General features: G+C 44.4%; 20 protein-coding genes and 1 tRNA gene. 7 read left to right on the top strand and 14 right to left on the bottom strand.

Features of this window, described 5'->3' with window-relative positions:
• Positions 1-52: 52 nt before the first annotated feature.
• The 12 genes from ACLSU7_RS12440 to ACLSU7_RS12385 all read right to left on the bottom strand — a co-directional run bounded on the left by ACLSU7_RS12440 (position 53) and on the right by ACLSU7_RS12385 (position 8728).
• A tRNA-Phe gene (locus ACLSU7_RS12440) sits at positions 53-128 on the bottom strand.
• Positions 129-198: 70 nt separating this feature from the next.
• Positions 199-1362, bottom strand: coding sequence for a cystathionine gamma-synthase (locus tag ACLSU7_RS12435; protein WP_413292202.1), 1164 nt, complete (start codon positions 1360-1362; stop codon positions 199-201).
• 11 nt (positions 1363-1373) lie between these two features.
• Positions 1374-2420, bottom strand: a complete 1047-nt coding sequence (locus ACLSU7_RS12430; protein ID WP_413292201.1) for a PLP-dependent cysteine synthase family protein — start codon at positions 2418-2420, stop codon at positions 1374-1376.
• Positions 2421-2426: 6 nt separating this feature from the next.
• The gene (locus tag ACLSU7_RS12425; protein WP_142701942.1) at positions 2427-2642 is read right to left on the bottom strand and encodes a hypothetical protein; all 216 of its coding nucleotides are present in this window, start codon (positions 2640-2642) and stop codon (positions 2427-2429) included.
• A 26-nt stretch (positions 2643-2668) separates the two neighbouring features.
• Positions 2669-3106, bottom strand: coding sequence for a hypothetical protein (locus tag ACLSU7_RS12420; RefSeq protein ID WP_413292200.1), 438 nt, complete (start codon positions 3104-3106; stop codon positions 2669-2671).
• Positions 3094-3831 carry a hypothetical protein gene (locus ACLSU7_RS12415; protein WP_413292199.1) on the bottom strand — a complete coding sequence of 246 codons (738 nt, stop codon included), beginning with the start codon at positions 3829-3831 and terminating at the stop codon, positions 3094-3096. Before ACLSU7_RS12415 ends, ACLSU7_RS12420 begins: the two co-directional genes overlap by 13 nt.
• 413 nt (positions 3832-4244) lie before the next feature.
• Positions 4245-4898 (bottom strand): hypothetical protein, encoded by a 654-nt coding sequence (locus ACLSU7_RS12410; RefSeq protein ID WP_413292198.1) that lies wholly within the window; start codon positions 4896-4898, stop codon positions 4245-4247.
• Between the two features lie 24 nt (positions 4899-4922).
• Entirely contained in the window at positions 4923-5699 is a 777-nt protein-coding gene (locus ACLSU7_RS12405) for an MlaD family protein (protein WP_413292197.1), read from the bottom strand.
• Positions 5700-5717: 18 nt separating this feature from the next.
• Complete coding sequence (locus ACLSU7_RS12400; RefSeq protein WP_413292196.1) at positions 5718-6437, bottom strand: MlaE family ABC transporter permease; 720 nt, start codon at positions 6435-6437, stop codon at positions 5718-5720.
• Entirely contained in the window at positions 6434-7216 is a 783-nt protein-coding gene (locus tag ACLSU7_RS12395) for an MlaE family ABC transporter permease (RefSeq protein WP_413292195.1), read from the bottom strand. The genes ACLSU7_RS12400 and ACLSU7_RS12395 overlap by 4 nt, the downstream gene beginning before the upstream one ends.
• Positions 7213-7941, bottom strand: coding sequence for an ABC transporter ATP-binding protein (locus ACLSU7_RS12390; RefSeq protein ID WP_413292194.1), 729 nt, complete (start codon positions 7939-7941; stop codon positions 7213-7215). Before ACLSU7_RS12390 ends, ACLSU7_RS12395 begins: the two co-directional genes overlap by 4 nt.
• Positions 7942-7960: 19 nt before the next feature.
• Positions 7961-8728, bottom strand: a complete 768-nt coding sequence (locus ACLSU7_RS12385; protein ID WP_413292193.1) for an ABC transporter ATP-binding protein — start codon at positions 8726-8728, stop codon at positions 7961-7963.
• A 109-nt stretch (positions 8729-8837) separates the two neighbouring features.
• Between ACLSU7_RS12385 and sucC the strand changes: the two genes are divergently transcribed.
• The gene (sucC, locus tag ACLSU7_RS12380; RefSeq protein WP_413292191.1) at positions 8838-10001 is read left to right on the top strand and encodes an ADP-forming succinate--CoA ligase subunit beta; all 1164 of its coding nucleotides are present in this window, start codon (positions 8838-8840) and stop codon (positions 9999-10001) included.
• 6 nt (positions 10002-10007) lie between these two features.
• Positions 10008-10880: a succinate--CoA ligase subunit alpha gene (gene sucD / locus ACLSU7_RS12375; RefSeq protein WP_413292190.1), complete on the top strand. Its 873-nt coding sequence runs from the start codon at positions 10008-10010 to the stop codon at positions 10878-10880.
• A gap of 110 nt (positions 10881-10990) precedes the next feature.
• Here the strand turns inward: sucD and ACLSU7_RS12370 are convergent, their stop codons facing one another.
• Positions 10991-11863 (bottom strand): hypothetical protein, encoded by an 873-nt coding sequence (locus tag ACLSU7_RS12370; protein WP_413292189.1) that lies wholly within the window; start codon positions 11861-11863, stop codon positions 10991-10993.
• A gap of 102 nt (positions 11864-11965) precedes the next feature.
• Here ACLSU7_RS12370 and ACLSU7_RS12365 point away from each other — a divergent pair, with 102 nt between their 5' ends.
• Positions 11966-13243 (top strand): hypothetical protein, encoded by a 1278-nt coding sequence (locus ACLSU7_RS12365; RefSeq protein WP_413292188.1) that lies wholly within the window; start codon positions 11966-11968, stop codon positions 13241-13243.
• Positions 13233-13901, top strand: coding sequence for a hypothetical protein (locus tag ACLSU7_RS12360; RefSeq protein ID WP_413292187.1), 669 nt, complete (start codon positions 13233-13235; stop codon positions 13899-13901). The genes ACLSU7_RS12365 and ACLSU7_RS12360 overlap by 11 nt, the downstream gene beginning before the upstream one ends.
• A 2-nt stretch (positions 13902-13903) precedes the next feature.
• Here ACLSU7_RS12360 and ACLSU7_RS12355 read toward each other — a convergent pair whose 3' ends face one another.
• Positions 13904-14326 (bottom strand): hypothetical protein, encoded by a 423-nt coding sequence (locus tag ACLSU7_RS12355; RefSeq protein WP_413292186.1) that lies wholly within the window; start codon positions 14324-14326, stop codon positions 13904-13906.
• 453 nt (positions 14327-14779) lie between these two features.
• On the opposite strand from ACLSU7_RS12355, the gene ACLSU7_RS12350 reads away from it, so the two are divergent.
• The 3 genes from ACLSU7_RS12350 (at position 14780) to ACLSU7_RS12340 (ending at position 17195) form a co-directional block, all read left to right on the top strand.
• Positions 14780-15607 (top strand): trypsin-like serine peptidase, encoded by an 828-nt coding sequence (locus ACLSU7_RS12350; protein ID WP_413292185.1) that lies wholly within the window; start codon positions 14780-14782, stop codon positions 15605-15607.
• 71 nt (positions 15608-15678) lie between these two features.
• Complete coding sequence (locus tag ACLSU7_RS12345; protein WP_413292184.1) at positions 15679-16824, top strand: AGE family epimerase/isomerase; 1146 nt, start codon at positions 15679-15681, stop codon at positions 16822-16824.
• A 65-nt stretch (positions 16825-16889) separates the two neighbouring features.
• On the top strand, positions 16890-17195 hold the full coding sequence (locus tag ACLSU7_RS12340; protein ID WP_181605615.1) for a hypothetical protein: 306 nt from the start codon (positions 16890-16892) through the stop codon (positions 17193-17195).
• Position 17196: the final 1 nt, after the last annotated feature.

The following is a 17196-nucleotide window of genomic DNA, read 5'->3' as shown; positions in this document are numbered from 1 at the left end:
CTTTTTTTGCAAAAAAAATCCCACCTTTTGGGTGGGATATAATATTAAAAAATGGTGGCTTGAGACGGAATTGAACCGCCGACACAAGGATTTTCAGTCCTCTGCTCTACCAACTGAGCTACCAAGCCATTCGGAAATCTCTAGACTGTCGTTAAGAGAGACATTGGTTTAACTTTTGCCCCCCTTGCCTGTCAACAATTAGACTTTGTCGAATGCAGATTTTAGGTCTGAAAGCAGGTCATTAAGGTCTTCAATACCCACAGACAGTCTGATTAGCGTGTCGTCGATGCCTAGAGCCTTGCGGTTTTCAGCTGGCACGGAGGCATGCGTCATAATCGCAGGATGTTCAATCAGACTCTCAACCCCACCCAAACTCTCGGCCAAAGCGAAGATTTCTACGCTTTCCAAGAACTTACGAGCCGCCTCGATTCCACCTTTAATGTAGAAAGTAATCATACCGCCGTAACCGTGCATCTGCTCTTTCGCCAAAGCATGTTGCGGATGACTTTCCAAACCAGGATAGATCACCTTTTCAACTTTCGAGTGACCTTCCAAAAAGCGAGCGATCGCCATCGCGTTTTCTTGATGGGCCTTCATACGCAAAGGTAAAGTTTTCAAACTTCTTAAGCACATGAACGAATCAAATGGTCCTTGAATCGGACCCATCGAGTTACTTAAAAATGCCATGCGCTCTGCAATGTCTTCGCGAGAAGTCACGGCCACACCGCCAACCACATCACTGTGACCACCAATATATTTAGTCGCCGAGTGAACAACGATATCAGCACCTAATTCCAAAGGACGCTGGAAGTAAGGACTCATGAATGTGTTATCAACTGCGACGATGATGCCTTTTGCTTTCGCGATCGCGCAGATTTTTTTGATGTCGACCAATTTCAAAGTCGGATTTGTCGGAGTTTCCAACCAGACCATCTTCGTATTTGGCTTGATCGCCTTTTCAAAGTTTTCAACTTTCGTCAAATCAACGAAAGAAAACTCCATGCCATCGTGTCTTAGAACTTTATCAAACAAACGGAAAGTGCCGCCGTACATATCATCCATCGCAATAACGTGATCGCCACCTTTGATAAGATGTAAAATCACAGTCGTTGCCGCACAGCCAGAGGCAAACGCGAAACCATATTTACCGCTCTCAAGACTTGCCATGCAGTTTTCATAAGCGCGACGAGTGGGATTATGGGTGCGAGAATACTCCCACCCTTTGTGAACGCCCGGAGAAGATTGTACATAAGTCGAGGTCATGTAAACCGGAGTCATGATCGCTCCAGTTGTAGGATCTGGAGCTTGCCCCGCATGAATCGCACGAGTAGCAAAACCAAGTTTAGAATCTGTTGTTTTCATATCTGCACCTATTATTTAGAAAGATTTTTTAGGGCTTCTTCAGCGGAAACGACTCTGTTAAAGACATTTTTAGTGTCTTCAGCCTTCAAGAAACCGTTATCCACCATCCATTGATCGTTAAATGCTTTGCTTAAGTACTGACGACCGCTATCTGGGAAAATAACCACGATATTCGATGGTTTTTCCAACTTTTCGGCATATGCCATAGCACCAGCCAAAGCCGCTGCACTTGAAGGACCTACCAACAATCCTTCTTCAGATACTAAACGACGAGTCAAAGCAAAGATCTCAGGATCTCCAACACGAATGAAACCATCGTAAATGTCCAGGTGAACGTTGCCTGGAAGCATATCTTCACCGATACCTTCCACTTTATAAGAGCCTGGAGGATCGACGATTTTCTTATGGTAATACAAATCGTAAAGAATCGAGCCGATTGGATCCGCACAAATGACTTTTACGTCCTTTTTTTGCTCTTTCAAATATTTTGCACAGCCCGAAAGCGTTCCACCTGTACCTGCGCCGCCGACCAAAACATCCACTTTGCCATCTGTCTGCTTCCAGATTTCTGGACCAGTTGTTTTATAGTGACGAGTTGGATTATCTGCATTGAAGAACTGGTTCACCAGGAATCCACCCGGAATGCCGTCTGCGATCTTTTTTGAGACAGTGTAATGGCTTAGTGGATGTTCTGGTTCCACCATCGGTGTGATGACAACCTGAGCGCCATAGGCCTTTAAGATTGATCTTTTTTCTTCAGACATTTTTTCTGGCATCACAAAGATACATTTGTACCCTTTAACTGCCGCAGCCAATGCCAGCCCCACCCCTGTGTTACCAGATGTCGCCTCAACAATCGTACCGCCCGGCTTCAATTCGCCGCGCTTTTCAGCTTCTTCGATCATCGCAACTGCGACGCGGTCTTTGATGCTGCCACCAGGGTTGAAGTATTCAACTTTGGCGAAATAGTTGTGTTTAGAACCTTTAGTAACGTTATGAAGTGCCACCATCGGTGTATTACCGATAGTTTCCAGGATCGAATTATAGATTTGTGACATGATCGACTAGCTTTCTAAGTCTCTTCTTCTGTTGGGTTGAAGTAAGACTGTGTTCATGGACTGCAAAACTGTATTCATTTGAGTCATTGGATCTACGGAATAATCCATTCCTAGCTCTGAAGTCAGCTGTTTCACAAGATTGCCGTTCGGTTGATCTTTCATCAACTCACTTACCAGCTTTTCCAGCGTCACAGTTTTCTTTTTAGTTTCAAGCTCTGCCATGGATTTCCCCCAACTGGGCCACTCTATCACCCCCCTCCCAAAGAGTGAAAAAAATTTTGCAGCAAGGGACCAAAAAGAAGCAGCAGAAACGCCGGAAACTGAAATAGAAGCAAAGGGATTAGCAATAAGAAAGGAAGTCTCGCAAGCTTTGTACTGATCTCTTCCTGACAGGCCTCGATCAGTTCGTCTTCAAGGCTTACGATTACATTATAAATGGCCTCACCGCGCAGACCGCGTTCCAATAACTGCAAAATCACCTGGCGATGAGGAGATGAAATCTCTTTAATGAGGCCATGGGTGTCCTTTCCTTGCTGCAGGAGCGCCAACCAACGACTCACCTGTTCCGGAAATTCTCCCTGATATCGTTTTAAATAATGAAGCACGCCCGATTTGGTAGGTTGACCCTTCTCCAAACCGCGTTTCACGCAAAGTAATAACGATAGTGGCGGCGCTACACCTTCCATTTCATCCTCCGACCCACGCTAAAAATAATAAAGAGACCCAAAACGAACATAAAAAGGGAGCCAAGAATTAAAAATCGGTGGCGAGTAAAGCCAAATTGCGCAAATACAAATGCTAAAAGCGCGCCATAAAGGGCGGTGACAATTATCGCCTGCATCTTTATTTGTTGGGTCACTTGTCCGGACCTACGTCGAAAATTTTCTTCAACTTTATACTGTCGGCGAAGTGCTTTTGCCTGATCAAGTGAGCGTGTTTGTGAGCGATCTATTTCCAACAGCTCTGCCTGCAAATCCTTTATCACAGCGGATTTCGCAGCGATTCGATTTTCAGAAGTGACGATGGAATTATAAATTTCGCGCAGCTGATTACGCTGCCAACCGCTTTGACTTTCGATTGCCATATGCAGGCTCTGCCGAAATGATTTTCCTGCCTGAATTCCTAAAATCAGGTTATCGAGCACGGGGATCACTGCTTTGGAAAGTCGTTGGATAAGAAAAATGCGGAAAAAATCAGGAAAAAACTTTAAACTTATTAAAAGAATGCCGAAGAAAAGCCAGAGCGATACTGTTGAGTCAGAAATCGCGGCGATTAAAGCGATCGCAAAGAAGTTTAAGATCATCAAAGATCTCAAACTTTGTTGAGAGATCGCAAATTCCCGCGCGATGTTGGCAAGAGAACGCTGAACAAGTGCTTGTCCGATCATCGAAAGCATAAAAAAGGTGATCAAGAGGTGCCTCCACGGATCTCGTTGATCGCAAAAAATATGCAAGCAATTTTTTTGTTGACGGCGCAGGTCGATTTGGGAAGACTTAGGTTAAGTAAGGTTTTTTACAAGTAAGTAACAACAACAACGTTTGCATCCTAGGAGGAGCACATGGCAAAGAAAGCAGCAAAAAAAGCTACTAAAAAAGCAGCAAAGAAAACTACAAAAAAAGTAGCTAAAAAAGCTACTAAAAAAGTTGCTAAAAAAGCGACTAAAAAAGCTTCTAAGTAGTTAGACGCTGTACTAATTTAGTACACTGAACCCCAGAGGCAACTCTGGGGTTTTTTTATGCCCGAAATCCGCCACCAGAGCGGCTTTCAAAAGAAAAGGCCCGCATCTCTGCGAGCCTTTTTTAGCTTTAATTCTGTTCTGAAAAATTAGAAATAATAAAGAGCGCCGACAGTGCCTGAAGGAATAAGTTGTGCGCGTTTAACTTCGTACATCGCCACCACTTCCGCGAAACAAGAAACGCCGGCAAAATCACCGGACAATTGATTGTACTGAAGACCCAAAGAGGCATTCAAAAAGTCGGTTCCGAAGCGACCTGTTTTCTTTTCTTCATCAGTCAAAACGCGGTCCAAAATCCCGGATTCTTTCCAAGATCCGGAGTTTCCCATCGAATTATACCAGCGAGAATATCCCGCCGTGTAATAAGGCGCGATATAATCACCATCAAAGGCATGCTTCCACGCGAATTGGATCGAATTATAACCAGGTCCGGTGCCAAAACCGGCAACGACGCTGTTTTCATCTTCAAAATTGAACTCTGTTGCGATTCCAACAAGCCCCAACTGACCACCGACGGACATTCCAACGCCCACTTTACGGGACTGACGCATATTTAATGTCGAAGAGTAGGTCATGCCCAAGCGTTCAGCGCGCATGGATTCGCTATAATCCTGCTCAATACTGATCGCCTTGGTCGATATTGATGAAGAGTCTGCACTAAGATTGGACGTGGAGATTTCTGCCAGAGAAGTTGACGATGCCAACAAGATGATGGCGGCAACACCTGTGAAACGTGAAAACATAAGGGCCTCCTTTTAGCTCAGGATCTAAAAGATGCGGGCTCTGACACCTTCTTCTTGAAGAAACTTTTTGATTGCCGGAGCATCCATAGGTTCCAATCGGAAAAGAAGTTTATGAACCAAATCATACGTGTCTTCAGCCTTTTTAGATCGAAGATTCGTCGTAAAATATGCCATGTCATCGCTGATTTTTACTGCATTATCAAGCAATCTGGAAACTTCGCGGTTTTTTGTCGTTTTATCCAATAAAACCAGCGTGCGATTAAAGTTTGTCGTCAAAGCATCCAATTGTTTGATCGTATTTGTTACTGATCCTTCATTTTTTTCCAGGATTTCGATAACTTTACCGGCCAATCCATATCCTTGTGATAAGAGTTGATCGATACGTGGCGGATCTTCCCCACGTACATAATCGCCATTTGCGAACTCACCCGCGGCTGCATTGCCCGGAGAGATTTCCAAAAACTTCTCCCCGATCACACCCGCAAGATTGATAAAAAATTTCGAGTCTTTACGGACACTCGTCCAGGCTTTTTTATCAATGGTAATCGTCAAACGAAGCTTTACCTCTTCGCCATTAGCCATTTTATGTTCAGGATCAAATGTGATGGATTTAACTTTGCCCACTTTGATACCCATAACACGAACAGGGGAACCTTCTTCGATGCCACCAGCAAAGTTAAACATCACATTCAGTTCTTTGGTATTCGAGAAAGGAGCAATGAAGCCCATGGCATACGCGAACGCTGCGACCATGATTAGACTTACTAGAGCTAACAAACCGACCTTGGTTTCCACTTTCATAAACGCTCCCGAAAAAGCTCAATAAAGATAACTAAAAGTATAAGACAAAATAAAATCGATAACAATAATTGCAATCGAGGCCACGACCACCGTATTTGTGGTTGCCTTGCCCACTCCCTCTGCACCCTGTTGACAGTTAAATCCAAAATAACATGCGACAAGAGGGATGACTCCGCCGAAACAAGCTCCTTTTATCACCGCAAAGATCACGTCTTTGAATTGCACAAATCTGTGCATGGAACTGATGAACATTCCTGGTGTATATCCCAAATAGGTCTGGCTGATCATCATCGCTGCGAACAGACAAGTCATATTCGAAATAACCGTCAGTAAAACACCACCCAATACACACGCAAAAAACCGTGGAATAACCAGATAATTAACTGGATCAATTCCCAACATTTTTAATGCATCAATTTGCTCTGTGATTTGCATCGTTCCCACTTCGGAGGCATATCCCGCCCCTACACGAGAACACAATAAGAGTGCTGTCACGATTGCTGCTAGCTCTCTCAATATTAGGACGGCAGCAAATCCAGGAACCATCGCATCGTTTTGAATCACCATTTTCATATGAAATGAGGATTCAAGGATGGTCACAACCGCGGCAAAGCAGACACAGAAAACTATGATGAAAAGACTGCGATTGGCGACAAAATAGAGCTGCTGTAAGAACTCTTTACGTCGAAAAGGTCCAGTGAATGTTCCCCAGAAAGTGTCAGCAAGAAGTGTCATCATGAGCGGTACCCTCTGATCATTTGAAGTATGACGTCACCCAAAAAACTTGTGAACCAATCCATCACCACGATACAAATCATCGTCGTCACGGCTGTCGCAACAACGGCCCGGCCAACGCCTTTTGCTCCACCTGTTGTGGTATAGCCTTTATAGGTACAGATCGTTGCTAAAACGACAGCGAAAACCAGACTTTTTATCATTCCACTCAGAATTGAAAGTGGATGAACGATGGTAGGAATGTGGCGTGCGTATTCTTCAGGCGTTACTCCGGCAAAAGCTTGCGATAAAGCCATTCCACCGAATACCGACATCATCAATCCTGCTGCCAGCAAAAAGAAACTTGAAATAACGATGCCGATAAAACGTGGAACGATGATTTCCTGCATGGGATCTGCACCCAGACAGCGGACGGCATCGATCTGTTCGGTCACACGCATTGTTCCCAATTCGGCAGAGGTAAAAGCCCCGACTTTTCCGCTTAGCATAAACGCAATCAGCATCGGGCCGACTTCACGAAACGTAGCACTGGTCGCAAGCCCGCCCAGGAAACCCAAAGCACCGAACTCCCGGATAGGCATGGCGAATTGAACGGCCATGATCGCGCCCACGAAAAATCCCGCCATTGCTGTCGTCGGGAAAGACTCTGTTGAAACCTTCCAAATCTGAACAAATATCTCGTGGGTTTTTAGTCTTTTGACAAAAATAGTGGACAGAATCTTTTGCAAAAACAAAAGCGTCCCGCCGATTTCGTCCAGAATATAAACTGTGAATGAAATCATGCCAGCACCTCGGCCAAAAAATCCTGCACTAAGGGAACTTCAGATTTTTTTAGCTCGGCGGGTGTTCCCATGGCCACGATTTGTCCTTTATCTAAAACAATGATTCGATCAGCAATGGAAAGCGCACAATTCATATCATGGCTCACAACGATTGAAGTTGTTTTCAAAGAGCGGGATAAATCAAGAATTAGCTGATTCACTGCGGTCGTCGTCACAGGATCAAGTCCCGTCGTCGGCTCATCGAACAGTAAAATTTTTGGATCCAGCGCAATGGTGCGCGCAAGACTGACCCGCTTTTGCATTCCATATGAAATCTGCGCCGGAAGTTTGTCTTCGACGTCTTTCAAATGCACCAAGCGCAAGGCTTTCAGAACTTTTTCCTGGATCACTTCTTCAGGAAATTGATAATGACGACGTAAACCAAAGGCGACGTTTTCAAAGACCGTCAGTGAGTCAAAAAGAGCCGGATGCTGAAAGACCATGCCGCATTTTTTTCGAATAGGAAGGTATTGTTCTTCGGTGAATTTAGAAACTTCTTCACCGTCAATCCAGATTTCGCCTTCATCAGGAGTCAAAAGACCTACCAGATTTTTCAGCAGAACGGACTTACCCGTTCCAGATGTTCCCAAAATAAAAACGATTTCGCCTTCGCGAATAACTGCAGAGAGTCCATTAAGAACTGTGCGGTCACCAAATCTTTTGACGATCTTTTTGAACTCTATCACTCAGAAATTTTACGGGCCATTATAAGACAGGGTCAAGCGCCGTCAGAGGTCCTTGCAGAAGACCGCGTACAAACTGGCGCACTCGAGGATCACTGTGGTTCTCAGTCTCTTTCGGAGATCCTGTGATAATAACTTCCTGATCAACAACCATCGCAATTCGATCCGCCATTTGATAAGCGCGATTCATGTCGTTCGTAATTGCTACAATCGTGGAGTTGTTTTGCTTTTGTAGTGTCTTAATCAGCGAAATAATTTTCTTAGACGTGATCGGATCAAGACCTGCTGTTGGGTCATCGTAAAAAATAATTTTCGGATCCAAAGCCAAGGCCCGTGCTATTCCCAGGCGCTTTTGCATCCCTCCACTGATCTCGTCTGGATACAAATCTCTGGCGTGAGGAATTCCCACCGCATCCAAGAAGCTCTCAGCTTTCTTTGTTATTTCCCACTCGGTCAGATGGGTGGTTTCACGAAGGGGAAAACAGATATTTTCAAGGCATGTTAGAGAATCGAAAAGGGCGTTTTTCTGAAACAGAATTCCCATCTTTTTAAGCAATGGGAGGCGCTCCTTGTTGCTAAGCGTTAACCAATCGCTTTGTTCAACAAAAACCCTGCCATCTTGAGGCTTTACAAGGCCTGACAAAGTTTTGAGTAGAGTCGTTTTACCCTGACCACTCGGCCCCACGATCACAAAAGCTTCGCCGGACTTTATATCCAAATTTACCGAGCGCAAAACGACCTGTGAGTCAAAAGTCACAGTCACGTTTTCAAGACGTAGTGCACTCGTCATTCTGGCCCACCTTCCATCAGTCCTGCGCCCAGCGGTAATCCTTGTTTCTCTCTATGATTTGATATTGAATGGGTCATCAAACGCAAGTCTAAATTTCGGGAGTTAATAAATGAATATTCATGAGTATCAGGCTAAAGAAGTCTTGAGAAAGTTCGGAGTAGCAACGCTTAAAGGTAAGCTTGCTCACTCTCCAGAGGAAGCAGTTGCTGCTGCTAAAGAAATCGGTGGATCAGTTTGGGTTGTAAAAGCTCAAATTCACGCTGGTGGCCGTGGTAAAGGTGGCGGTGTTAAAGTTGCTAAGTCTTTGGACGAAGTTGCAGACTACACTAAAAAAATGATCGGGATGACATTGGTGACTCACCAAACAGGCCCTGAAGGTAAAGTTGTTCAAAAAGTTTTCATCGAACAAGGTTGCAACATTGCTAAAGAATATTACGTAGCATGTTTGATCGACCGTGCGACTGGAAGAGCTGCAATGATGGCTTCTTCTGAAGGTGGTATGGACATCGAGGAAGTTGCTGAACACAATCCAAACGCAATCAAAAAAGTAGACATCGATCCAACTGTCGGTTTGATGCCTTTCCAAGCTCGCCAATTGGCGTTTGAAATCGGTATGTCTCCAGAGATCGTTAACAAAGCTGTTAAATTCTTCTCTGGTCTTTACAATGCATTCATCGCGACTGATTGCTCTATCGCTGAAATCAATCCTTTGGTTGTAACTAAAGAAGGCGACGTTCTTTGTTTGGATGCGAAAATGAACTTCGACTCAAACTCATTGTTCAGACATCCAGACATCGTTGAAATGCGTGACCTTAACGAAGAAGAACCTTCTGAAATTGAAGCTTCAAAGTTCGATCTAGCGTTCATCAAACTTGATGGTAACATCGGTTGCTTGGTGAATGGTGCGGGTCTGGCGATGGCGACTTTGGACATCATTAAATTGCACGGTGCTGAACCTGCAAACTTCCTGGATGTTGGCGGCGGCGCTAACAAAGAGAAAGTAACTGAAGCGTTCAAAATCATCCTTAAAGACAAAAACGTTAAAGGCATCCTGGTTAACATCTTCGGTGGTATCATGAAATGTGACATCATTGCTGAAGGTGTGATCGCTGCTTCTAAAGAACTTGGTTTGAAAGTTCCATTGGTTGTACGTCTTGAAGGTACAAACGTAGAACTTGGTAAAAAAATGTTGAAAGAGTCTGGCTTGAACATCACTCCAGCGGACAATTTGACTGATGCAGCTAAGAAAATCGTTGCTGCGATTAAAGGATAAGCGAACATGGCAATTCTTATTAACAAAAACACAAAAGTAATCTGCCAAGGTTTCACTGGTGCTCAAGGTACTTTCCACTCTGAGCAAGCATTGGCATACGGAACTAAAATGGTTGGTGGCGTGACTCCGGGTAAAGGCGGCACGACTCATATCGGTCTTCCGGTGTTCAACACTGTGAAAGAAGCGAAAGCGGCTACTGGTTGCAACGCTTCGGTGATCTTCGTTCCACCTCCATTCGCTGCTGACTCTATCATGGAAGCTGTTGATGCTGATTTGGATCTTGTGATCTGTATCACTGAAGGCATCCCAGTTCTTGATATGGTTAAAGTAAAAGAATACATGAAGGGTAAACGCACTCGTTTGGTGGGTCCAAACTGCCCAGGCGTTATCACTCCAGGCGAATGTAAAATCGGTATTATGCCAGGCCACATTCACAAACAAGGTCGTATCGGCGTTCTTTCACGTTCCGGTACATTGACTTACGAAGCTGTTGGTCAATTGACGGCTCTTGGTATCGGTCAATCTACTTGCGTAGGTATCGGTGGTGACCCGGTGAATGGCACAAACTTCATCGACGTTTTGAAATTGTTCAATGAAGATCCAGACACGGACGGCGTTATCATGATCGGTGAAATCGGTGGTTCTGCAGAAGAAGAAGCTGCTGAATACATCAAGAATCACTTCAAAAAACCTGTAACTGCGTTCATCGCGGGTGCTGCGGCTCCGGCTGGTAAACGTATGGGTCACGCTGGTGCGATCATCAGTGGTGGTAAAGGTACAGCTGAAGCAAAATTTGCGGCTCTTGAAGCTGCTGGTTGCAAAATCTCTCGCTCCCCTGCTGACATGGGAACGACAATGCAATCCATGCTTAAGAAATAGGTCTACGCTCCGGCTCGACTGGAATAGGCTTTAAGTGAGATTAAAACTAAAAACCCACGATAATGAATCGTGGGTTTTTTTATTTCCGAATCAAGTGCCCAGTGGATGCCTTAAAGCTTGTACAAGGGATCTGATTTGTAAGTCGAAAACGGATCGAACTCCTGCTCCCGAAGCTTTTTGCGCTTATTATATTTCTGCCAACGCTCGGCTGCGGCAAATAGATCGTAATCTATTCCCCCAGTTAAAAGCTGATCTTGTAAGTTCGTGGGGATAGTTTGTTCACCGGTGGTGCGAGTGAACTTTAAGACAGGCTTTGCAAAGGCCGTCTGCTTCTTGGTGTTATCCCCGTACTTTTCATACAAAAAACTAAAGTGCGCCTGAAATATCTGACTTTTACCCGTGGGGTTCCATTTGGTTTTATCAAATGATTCCCGCAGACCTTTAATCAAAGCCCTTAATGCGTGTACTTTTAAAATGGCATCGTCCGCTGTAACTTTCAAACCGCTCTGAACGAAATGACCTTTTTCATCCACTTCGAATTCTACATAGACATTTCCGAAGTGACCGTACTGCGCCAAAAGTGAGTCGAACAACAACTGTTCATCGATTTTTTTAAAGACTTGCTGAAAGTAAGACCATTGATTTCCGTCGGAAATAAATCCTTCGGCATCTCCGATGTAGTTCGCATGATCGGTGTAGTCTGCAACAGGCCGTTCGCTATTCTTATTCTTCACACTTGAATCAGTTACATAACCAGAACCAAAAAGATTCAAATTCGAACCTTTCGTTTTTGCAGAGGCACTTAATTTACGCGTAGTGGTCGGCGTTGTACCCGCGAAGTCCAGCTTGGGTTTTGCGGGCGCAGTTTGGATCTCAAACTGAATCACTTCGATCTTTGGAACATCATGATTGAATGAGGCAAAGTAAAATGCCGCACCCAAAAGAGCATGTAAACCCAATGATAATAAGAGGCTTCGGTTCATGGGCCCTAGATTATGGTCGTGATTTCTAGTTGTAAACAACAATCACCCAGGAAGAAGGCCTAAGTGTTTAAATTTGCTATTTATTATGCCGATAAAAAGTGTATGCGGACACTTCTTGTTATTCTGACATTTGTTTTTAATTCTATGGCTTTAGCTGCTTCGACGGCGTGTGAGAACGCCGAAAAATCTTTGCGTGAGATGAACAGTGAAATATTCGGTGAAAAATCGGCGCACATCGACATGACTGCAAAAGTGAAGCAGGCCATGGATCTTGCGAAGAACTGCAAAGTTAATTTGCGCACGCTCGGTGTTCCCGAAACGATTTACACCGACGCTCTTGAGAACAATCGTCGTGACGAAATCATCCGCAGAAAATTCATTCTCGCCCTTTATGCGACAAGCGGAAAAATTGATGCCCAGCTTGAATCCTTTAAGAAATATATGGCTGGAACAAAAGACATCAATCCCGATAAAACCGAAAAGTTTTTATCTGAAATAAAAGCCAGATCAGATCAAGCCTTCGCAGCAGAATCCAAATCATGTACAGCAATTGATCTGCGCAAGAAAACTGGCCCCGTACGCAATCAAGGCACCGATGGTTGGTGCTACGCCTTTACAGTCGCGAACATGGTTTCTTGGAAAACAGGAAAGGAGATATCCGCTGCTGGCGTTGCTTTTGGCTACACTGACAACGGATACCATGATCTCTATCGCATGATTGGTATGACTCAGGATCAAATCACGAACCAGGGATTTACGACTGCAGCATTTCGCGCTTCCAAGTCCCGTGGATTCTGCCTGGAAAGCGAACTTCCCAGCGAAGGATTTAACGGCATCAACACCAACGTGCCACTCGCATTCCTGGATAAACTCGGCAAGAAAGCTGTGGGCGGAAAAATTTCCGAAGATGAGTTTATCAAAGTCGCAAAAACAATGTTTCCGAATTTAAGCAAAGAGCAATTTTCAGAGATTCTTAAAAAATCCAGCAAGTCGACATACTTTAACAAGCTGGTTAGAAAAAGCTGCGAACACCGTGTAAGTGCGGAAGGCATGGATATGTCCTTCTTTAGCAATTTTGATTCTGAAAAATTTGGCAAGCAAATCGAGAAACATCTGGAGCAAGGTACGCCCGTTGAAATTGGCTATAACGCAGATTTCTTTGCTTATCCTTACAGCCCCTCTGGCAATGCTTATCATTCAAGCTTGTTAGTCGGTCGCAGAATGAACGCGACAACGGGTCAGTGTGAATATCTATTGAAAAATACCTATGGCACCTCGTGGAAACCAGAATCCACAGAATTCGAATCTGCAGATGGATACGCTTGGGTGCCAAAGTCCCGCATGATTGAAGCAACAAGGAACGCAAGTTATGTTAAATAAGATCCTTCTTCTAACTTTATTATCTGTCTCTTCTGCTCGCGCTGGTGATCAGGTTAAAACGTATGGTTTTGGGAAGTCTTCATCTGAGTTAGTCTCCGATGGGTATAAGTCTGTGATCAAATCCGGCGGAAATGAGATTTACGAGAAGCGTGGCAACGGCACGTGGTACAAAATCGTTTCTAAAAAGAATGACAATGTGACTCGTCTGTATAGCGATGGCACAGGCAAGTATCTTCAATACACGAAGCTGGATGAAAAAGGAAAAGTGCTGGGTCAGGCGCAATGTAAATTCAGGAAAGTTGCGATGACCACTTCATGTGACGTTCAGACAGCATCTATGTGCAAAGAACTCATTGGCAAAGTTGAGTCCGGCGGATTTGATATCGATTTGCAAAAGATCAAAGAGTGCGCAGAGATTTCTGGAAAAGTTAATTATAAGCGCGAGGGCACGGATGAGTTTTTTGCCGAAGCAAAAAAACAGTTAGAGCTGACCAACTTAGGTGCACTTCCTAATGTCGTTAAAAGCACACCGAGCTCGTTGCAGACTCTTTTAAAAGATTACAATGCTTGCAAAGCAGTAGAGTCCGAGCTTTCTGAACAAACCGATTTTTCGGCCGCTCCTAAATCAGCAACCGAAAGTCAAAAAGGAACTCACTAAGTTTACTGACAAACCAAACCTGGTTCATTGCCTTCGCTGCGGAAATCAAAGTAGCGGCGTTGATCCAGGTCGTTCACAAACAGTTGACCTGTGTATTTTCCTGACGCCTTGCCATTCACAAGCTGTGGATAAAGCTGTAGATAAACTCCACCTTGAGTGGCATCACCACGCATATTCAGATCCCCGCTCCCCTGAATAGGAGTTAGCACGATTTCTGTTTTATAAAGATTGTTAGAACGGTCTTCTTTAACAGTCAGGTGCGCATTGATAGTGCTGAAACCAACCCATGGGCTTTGTGGGTCAACGGCACGATCCGTTTCAATGCGAACTAGATCGCCAGTGATTGTTGAGCAATTCAATTGCGTAAAAGACGCCATCGCGAATACTGGCAATTGGATCAAAACGGCTAGGATCAATGCTTTCATAAAGTACCCCTTAATTGAGGCACTCGTTTAACCCCTCATTTGCCACGAGGCAAGTGAGGAATTCCAATTAATAACTGATTGAAAACCAATAGAGCGAGAAGCCTTAGTATCCATGTAAAACGCCAGCATTATGGACGAGGGCGCCAGAAGTGATATATTCTTTCTGAGAGACAATAAACTGTTCTGCTCAGGAAAACTTGTGCTTAAGGATGTTAAACAGACCTACAAACAAGGCGGCTTCAGGGCCCTCCGTAAAAAGTACGGCTGGAAGATGTTCGCGGTTATCGTCGGCTATTATCTAGTGCGCGATATCACGCTGTATATCGTCATCCCCTATTTCGTCATAAGATCCTTCTGATTCTGTGTCAAAAATCTCGACAGTTCACCCGGAAGAAATTTCCATTTCGTCGTTAGTTTCTCTCTGAAAAACTGCAATCTGGTAAGATGCAATCCATGAAACCATGGGTCTTGCTATTTCCAATCTTACTCTCTGCTTGTATCGCCAAAGAAACTAGCCAAGTCGGATCGATTACCGGGCCTGCGGCGTACTATGACGGAGACTCGCGCCAGGACGTAATTGATTCTGATCGTACCTATCGAGTTGGTCAGGCAACGGCGATGATCTTCGACGGCACTCGCAAAAACTTCCCTTTTCTGAAAGATATCTATCCCCTGTGCGAGAATGAACGTTTTCAAAATCAACGAGTGATCGGTTTTTGTTCCGGAGTTTTAGTGGCTCCCGACAAAGTTCTGACTGCAGCTCATTGCATGCAAGAAGCTTCTCGCTGTGAAAATGGAAAATTTGTTTTTGGAGCCATCGACGGAGCTCAGAATCTTGCGATTTATAGCTGCAAAAAGGTACTTACTATTGATCGCAATCTTGATTATGCCGTTGTGGAATTGGATCGAAATGTTGATGGGGTTATCCCTGCGCAGGTTGCCACGACACACGCACTGAGTGAAGGCGATACGGTATTAAGCATGTCCTATCCCCTGGGTCTTCCACTCAAACAAGACCTGGGAGTGATACAAGATGCTGCTCCCGATAAAAACTTTTTTAAAGTCGCGGTTGACACATTTTCCGGTAGTTCTGGATCCCCGCTTTTTAATCGACGGGGCGAAGTCATTGGAATCTTAAGTCGTGGTGCAGAAGACATCCTTGAGGACGACATCTATCGCGTGCAAACCAAAGGAGGGTGCGTCAACTTCAATGGCTGCGAAAACGGTCAATGCAGAGGCGAAACCTTCCTTAAAACTTCACTGATCAGCGACAAAATTTAAACATGCCTTGACCATTCGCTCTCTGGATTTAATTCTCAGATATCAACTTTTTCTGATGAACCGAGAGCAATATGAATCCTTCACAACGAATTGAATTTTCTAAAAACTGGCTCACACAAAACGTTTTTCCTTTGTGGAGTGAAAAAGGCATCGATCGCAAAAATGGCGGCTTTGTTGAAAGTCTGACGTTTGAAGGCGAACCGATGGATCTGCCTCGTCGTGCAATGGTTCAATCTCGTCAGATTTATTCTTTCCTTACTGGTTTGCGCATGAAAACTGTTTCGAAAGAAGTTGCCTCTTTCGCCGTTAATCAAGGCGCGAAGTATATGGTGGAAAAATTCTCTCAGCCATCTGGTGCCTTCATTTATTCGGTAAATCCAGATGGCACTCCCAAAAGTTTAAATCCAGATCTTTACACGCAGGCTTTTGCTTTGTTCGGTTTGGCGCAAGCTTATCAGCTCGATCCAAAACCAGAATATAAAACTCGCGCCAAAGAGTTGGTAAAATATCTTTATCGCGAACGCAGTGTAAAAGCTGGTGGCTTTACGGAACTTGATGAAAAGGGAACTGTTAGCTACAAATCAAATCCCCACATGCACATGTTTGAGTCCGCAATCGCCTGGATGCAAATCGATAAAGATCAAGAGTGGTGGAAGCTTGGCGATGAGCTTGCACAATTAGCTCTCACAAAATTTATCGATCCACAAACGGGCGTGCTGGGTGAATACTTCGATGAAAACTGGAACCACTTGCGTGAAAATGGTCGCTTCATCTATGAGCCCGGCCATCAATTTGAATGGTCGTGGTTATTTTCACTTTATCAGGATCTAACGGGGCAAGACTGCAAAGCCGTGCGCCACAAACTCTTCCTATTGGCCGAAAAGCATGGAACTGATCCTGTTCGCAAAATCGCCTATGACGAGATGTGGAGCGACTTTACGCCAAAACTGATTTCCTCACGTTTCTGGCCTCAATGTGAGCGCATTAAAGCAGCAGCCCGATTGGCAACAGAAGTACCGGCTCATGAAAAAGCTGCCTACCAAAAAGGCGCTGACGATGGCATGGACACTTTGTTTAAATTCTTTGAGACCCCTAAAAAAGGCATGTGGTACGACCAGCTTTCAGCTCAGGATACTTTTTCTGGAAATTCTTCCAAATCGAGCTCTTTGTACCATATTATCAATGCCTTAGAGGAATACGTAAACTTGCGAAATTAGGACGGAATGCTTGACAGCAGGGGCTCCCCAAGGCTAACAAGAGGACCTTAAAAAGGGAGACCACTGTGAAGAAGCTTTTTGTCATGGCTTTGCTTTTGGCATCGTCGACAGCTCATGCAGGCGCCATCAAGGAAGTTGCTATCATGGCAATGGACGATGTCGAACAAACTTTGAATTTATTGAATCCTGATTTTCGCTATGTCGTTAAAGGTCAGGGTTTCGCTGAGGCCGATGATTCCACAGGAACGGCAATTCAAACAGTGGTAGAGATCCGTAATTTGATCACTCTGCAGGTTCGCGAGTGGAATTGCACAACTCAGTTCCATAAAACACCAGAATTTTTTGAAATCACATATACAGTTTGTAAATAAC

Source organism: Bdellovibrio sp. HCB185ZH, from assembly GCF_047302455.1.
Taxonomy (GTDB): domain Bacteria; phylum Bdellovibrionota; class Bdellovibrionia; order Bdellovibrionales; family Bdellovibrionaceae; genus Bdellovibrio.
This window is presented reverse-complemented; position numbering and strand designations above follow the sequence as displayed.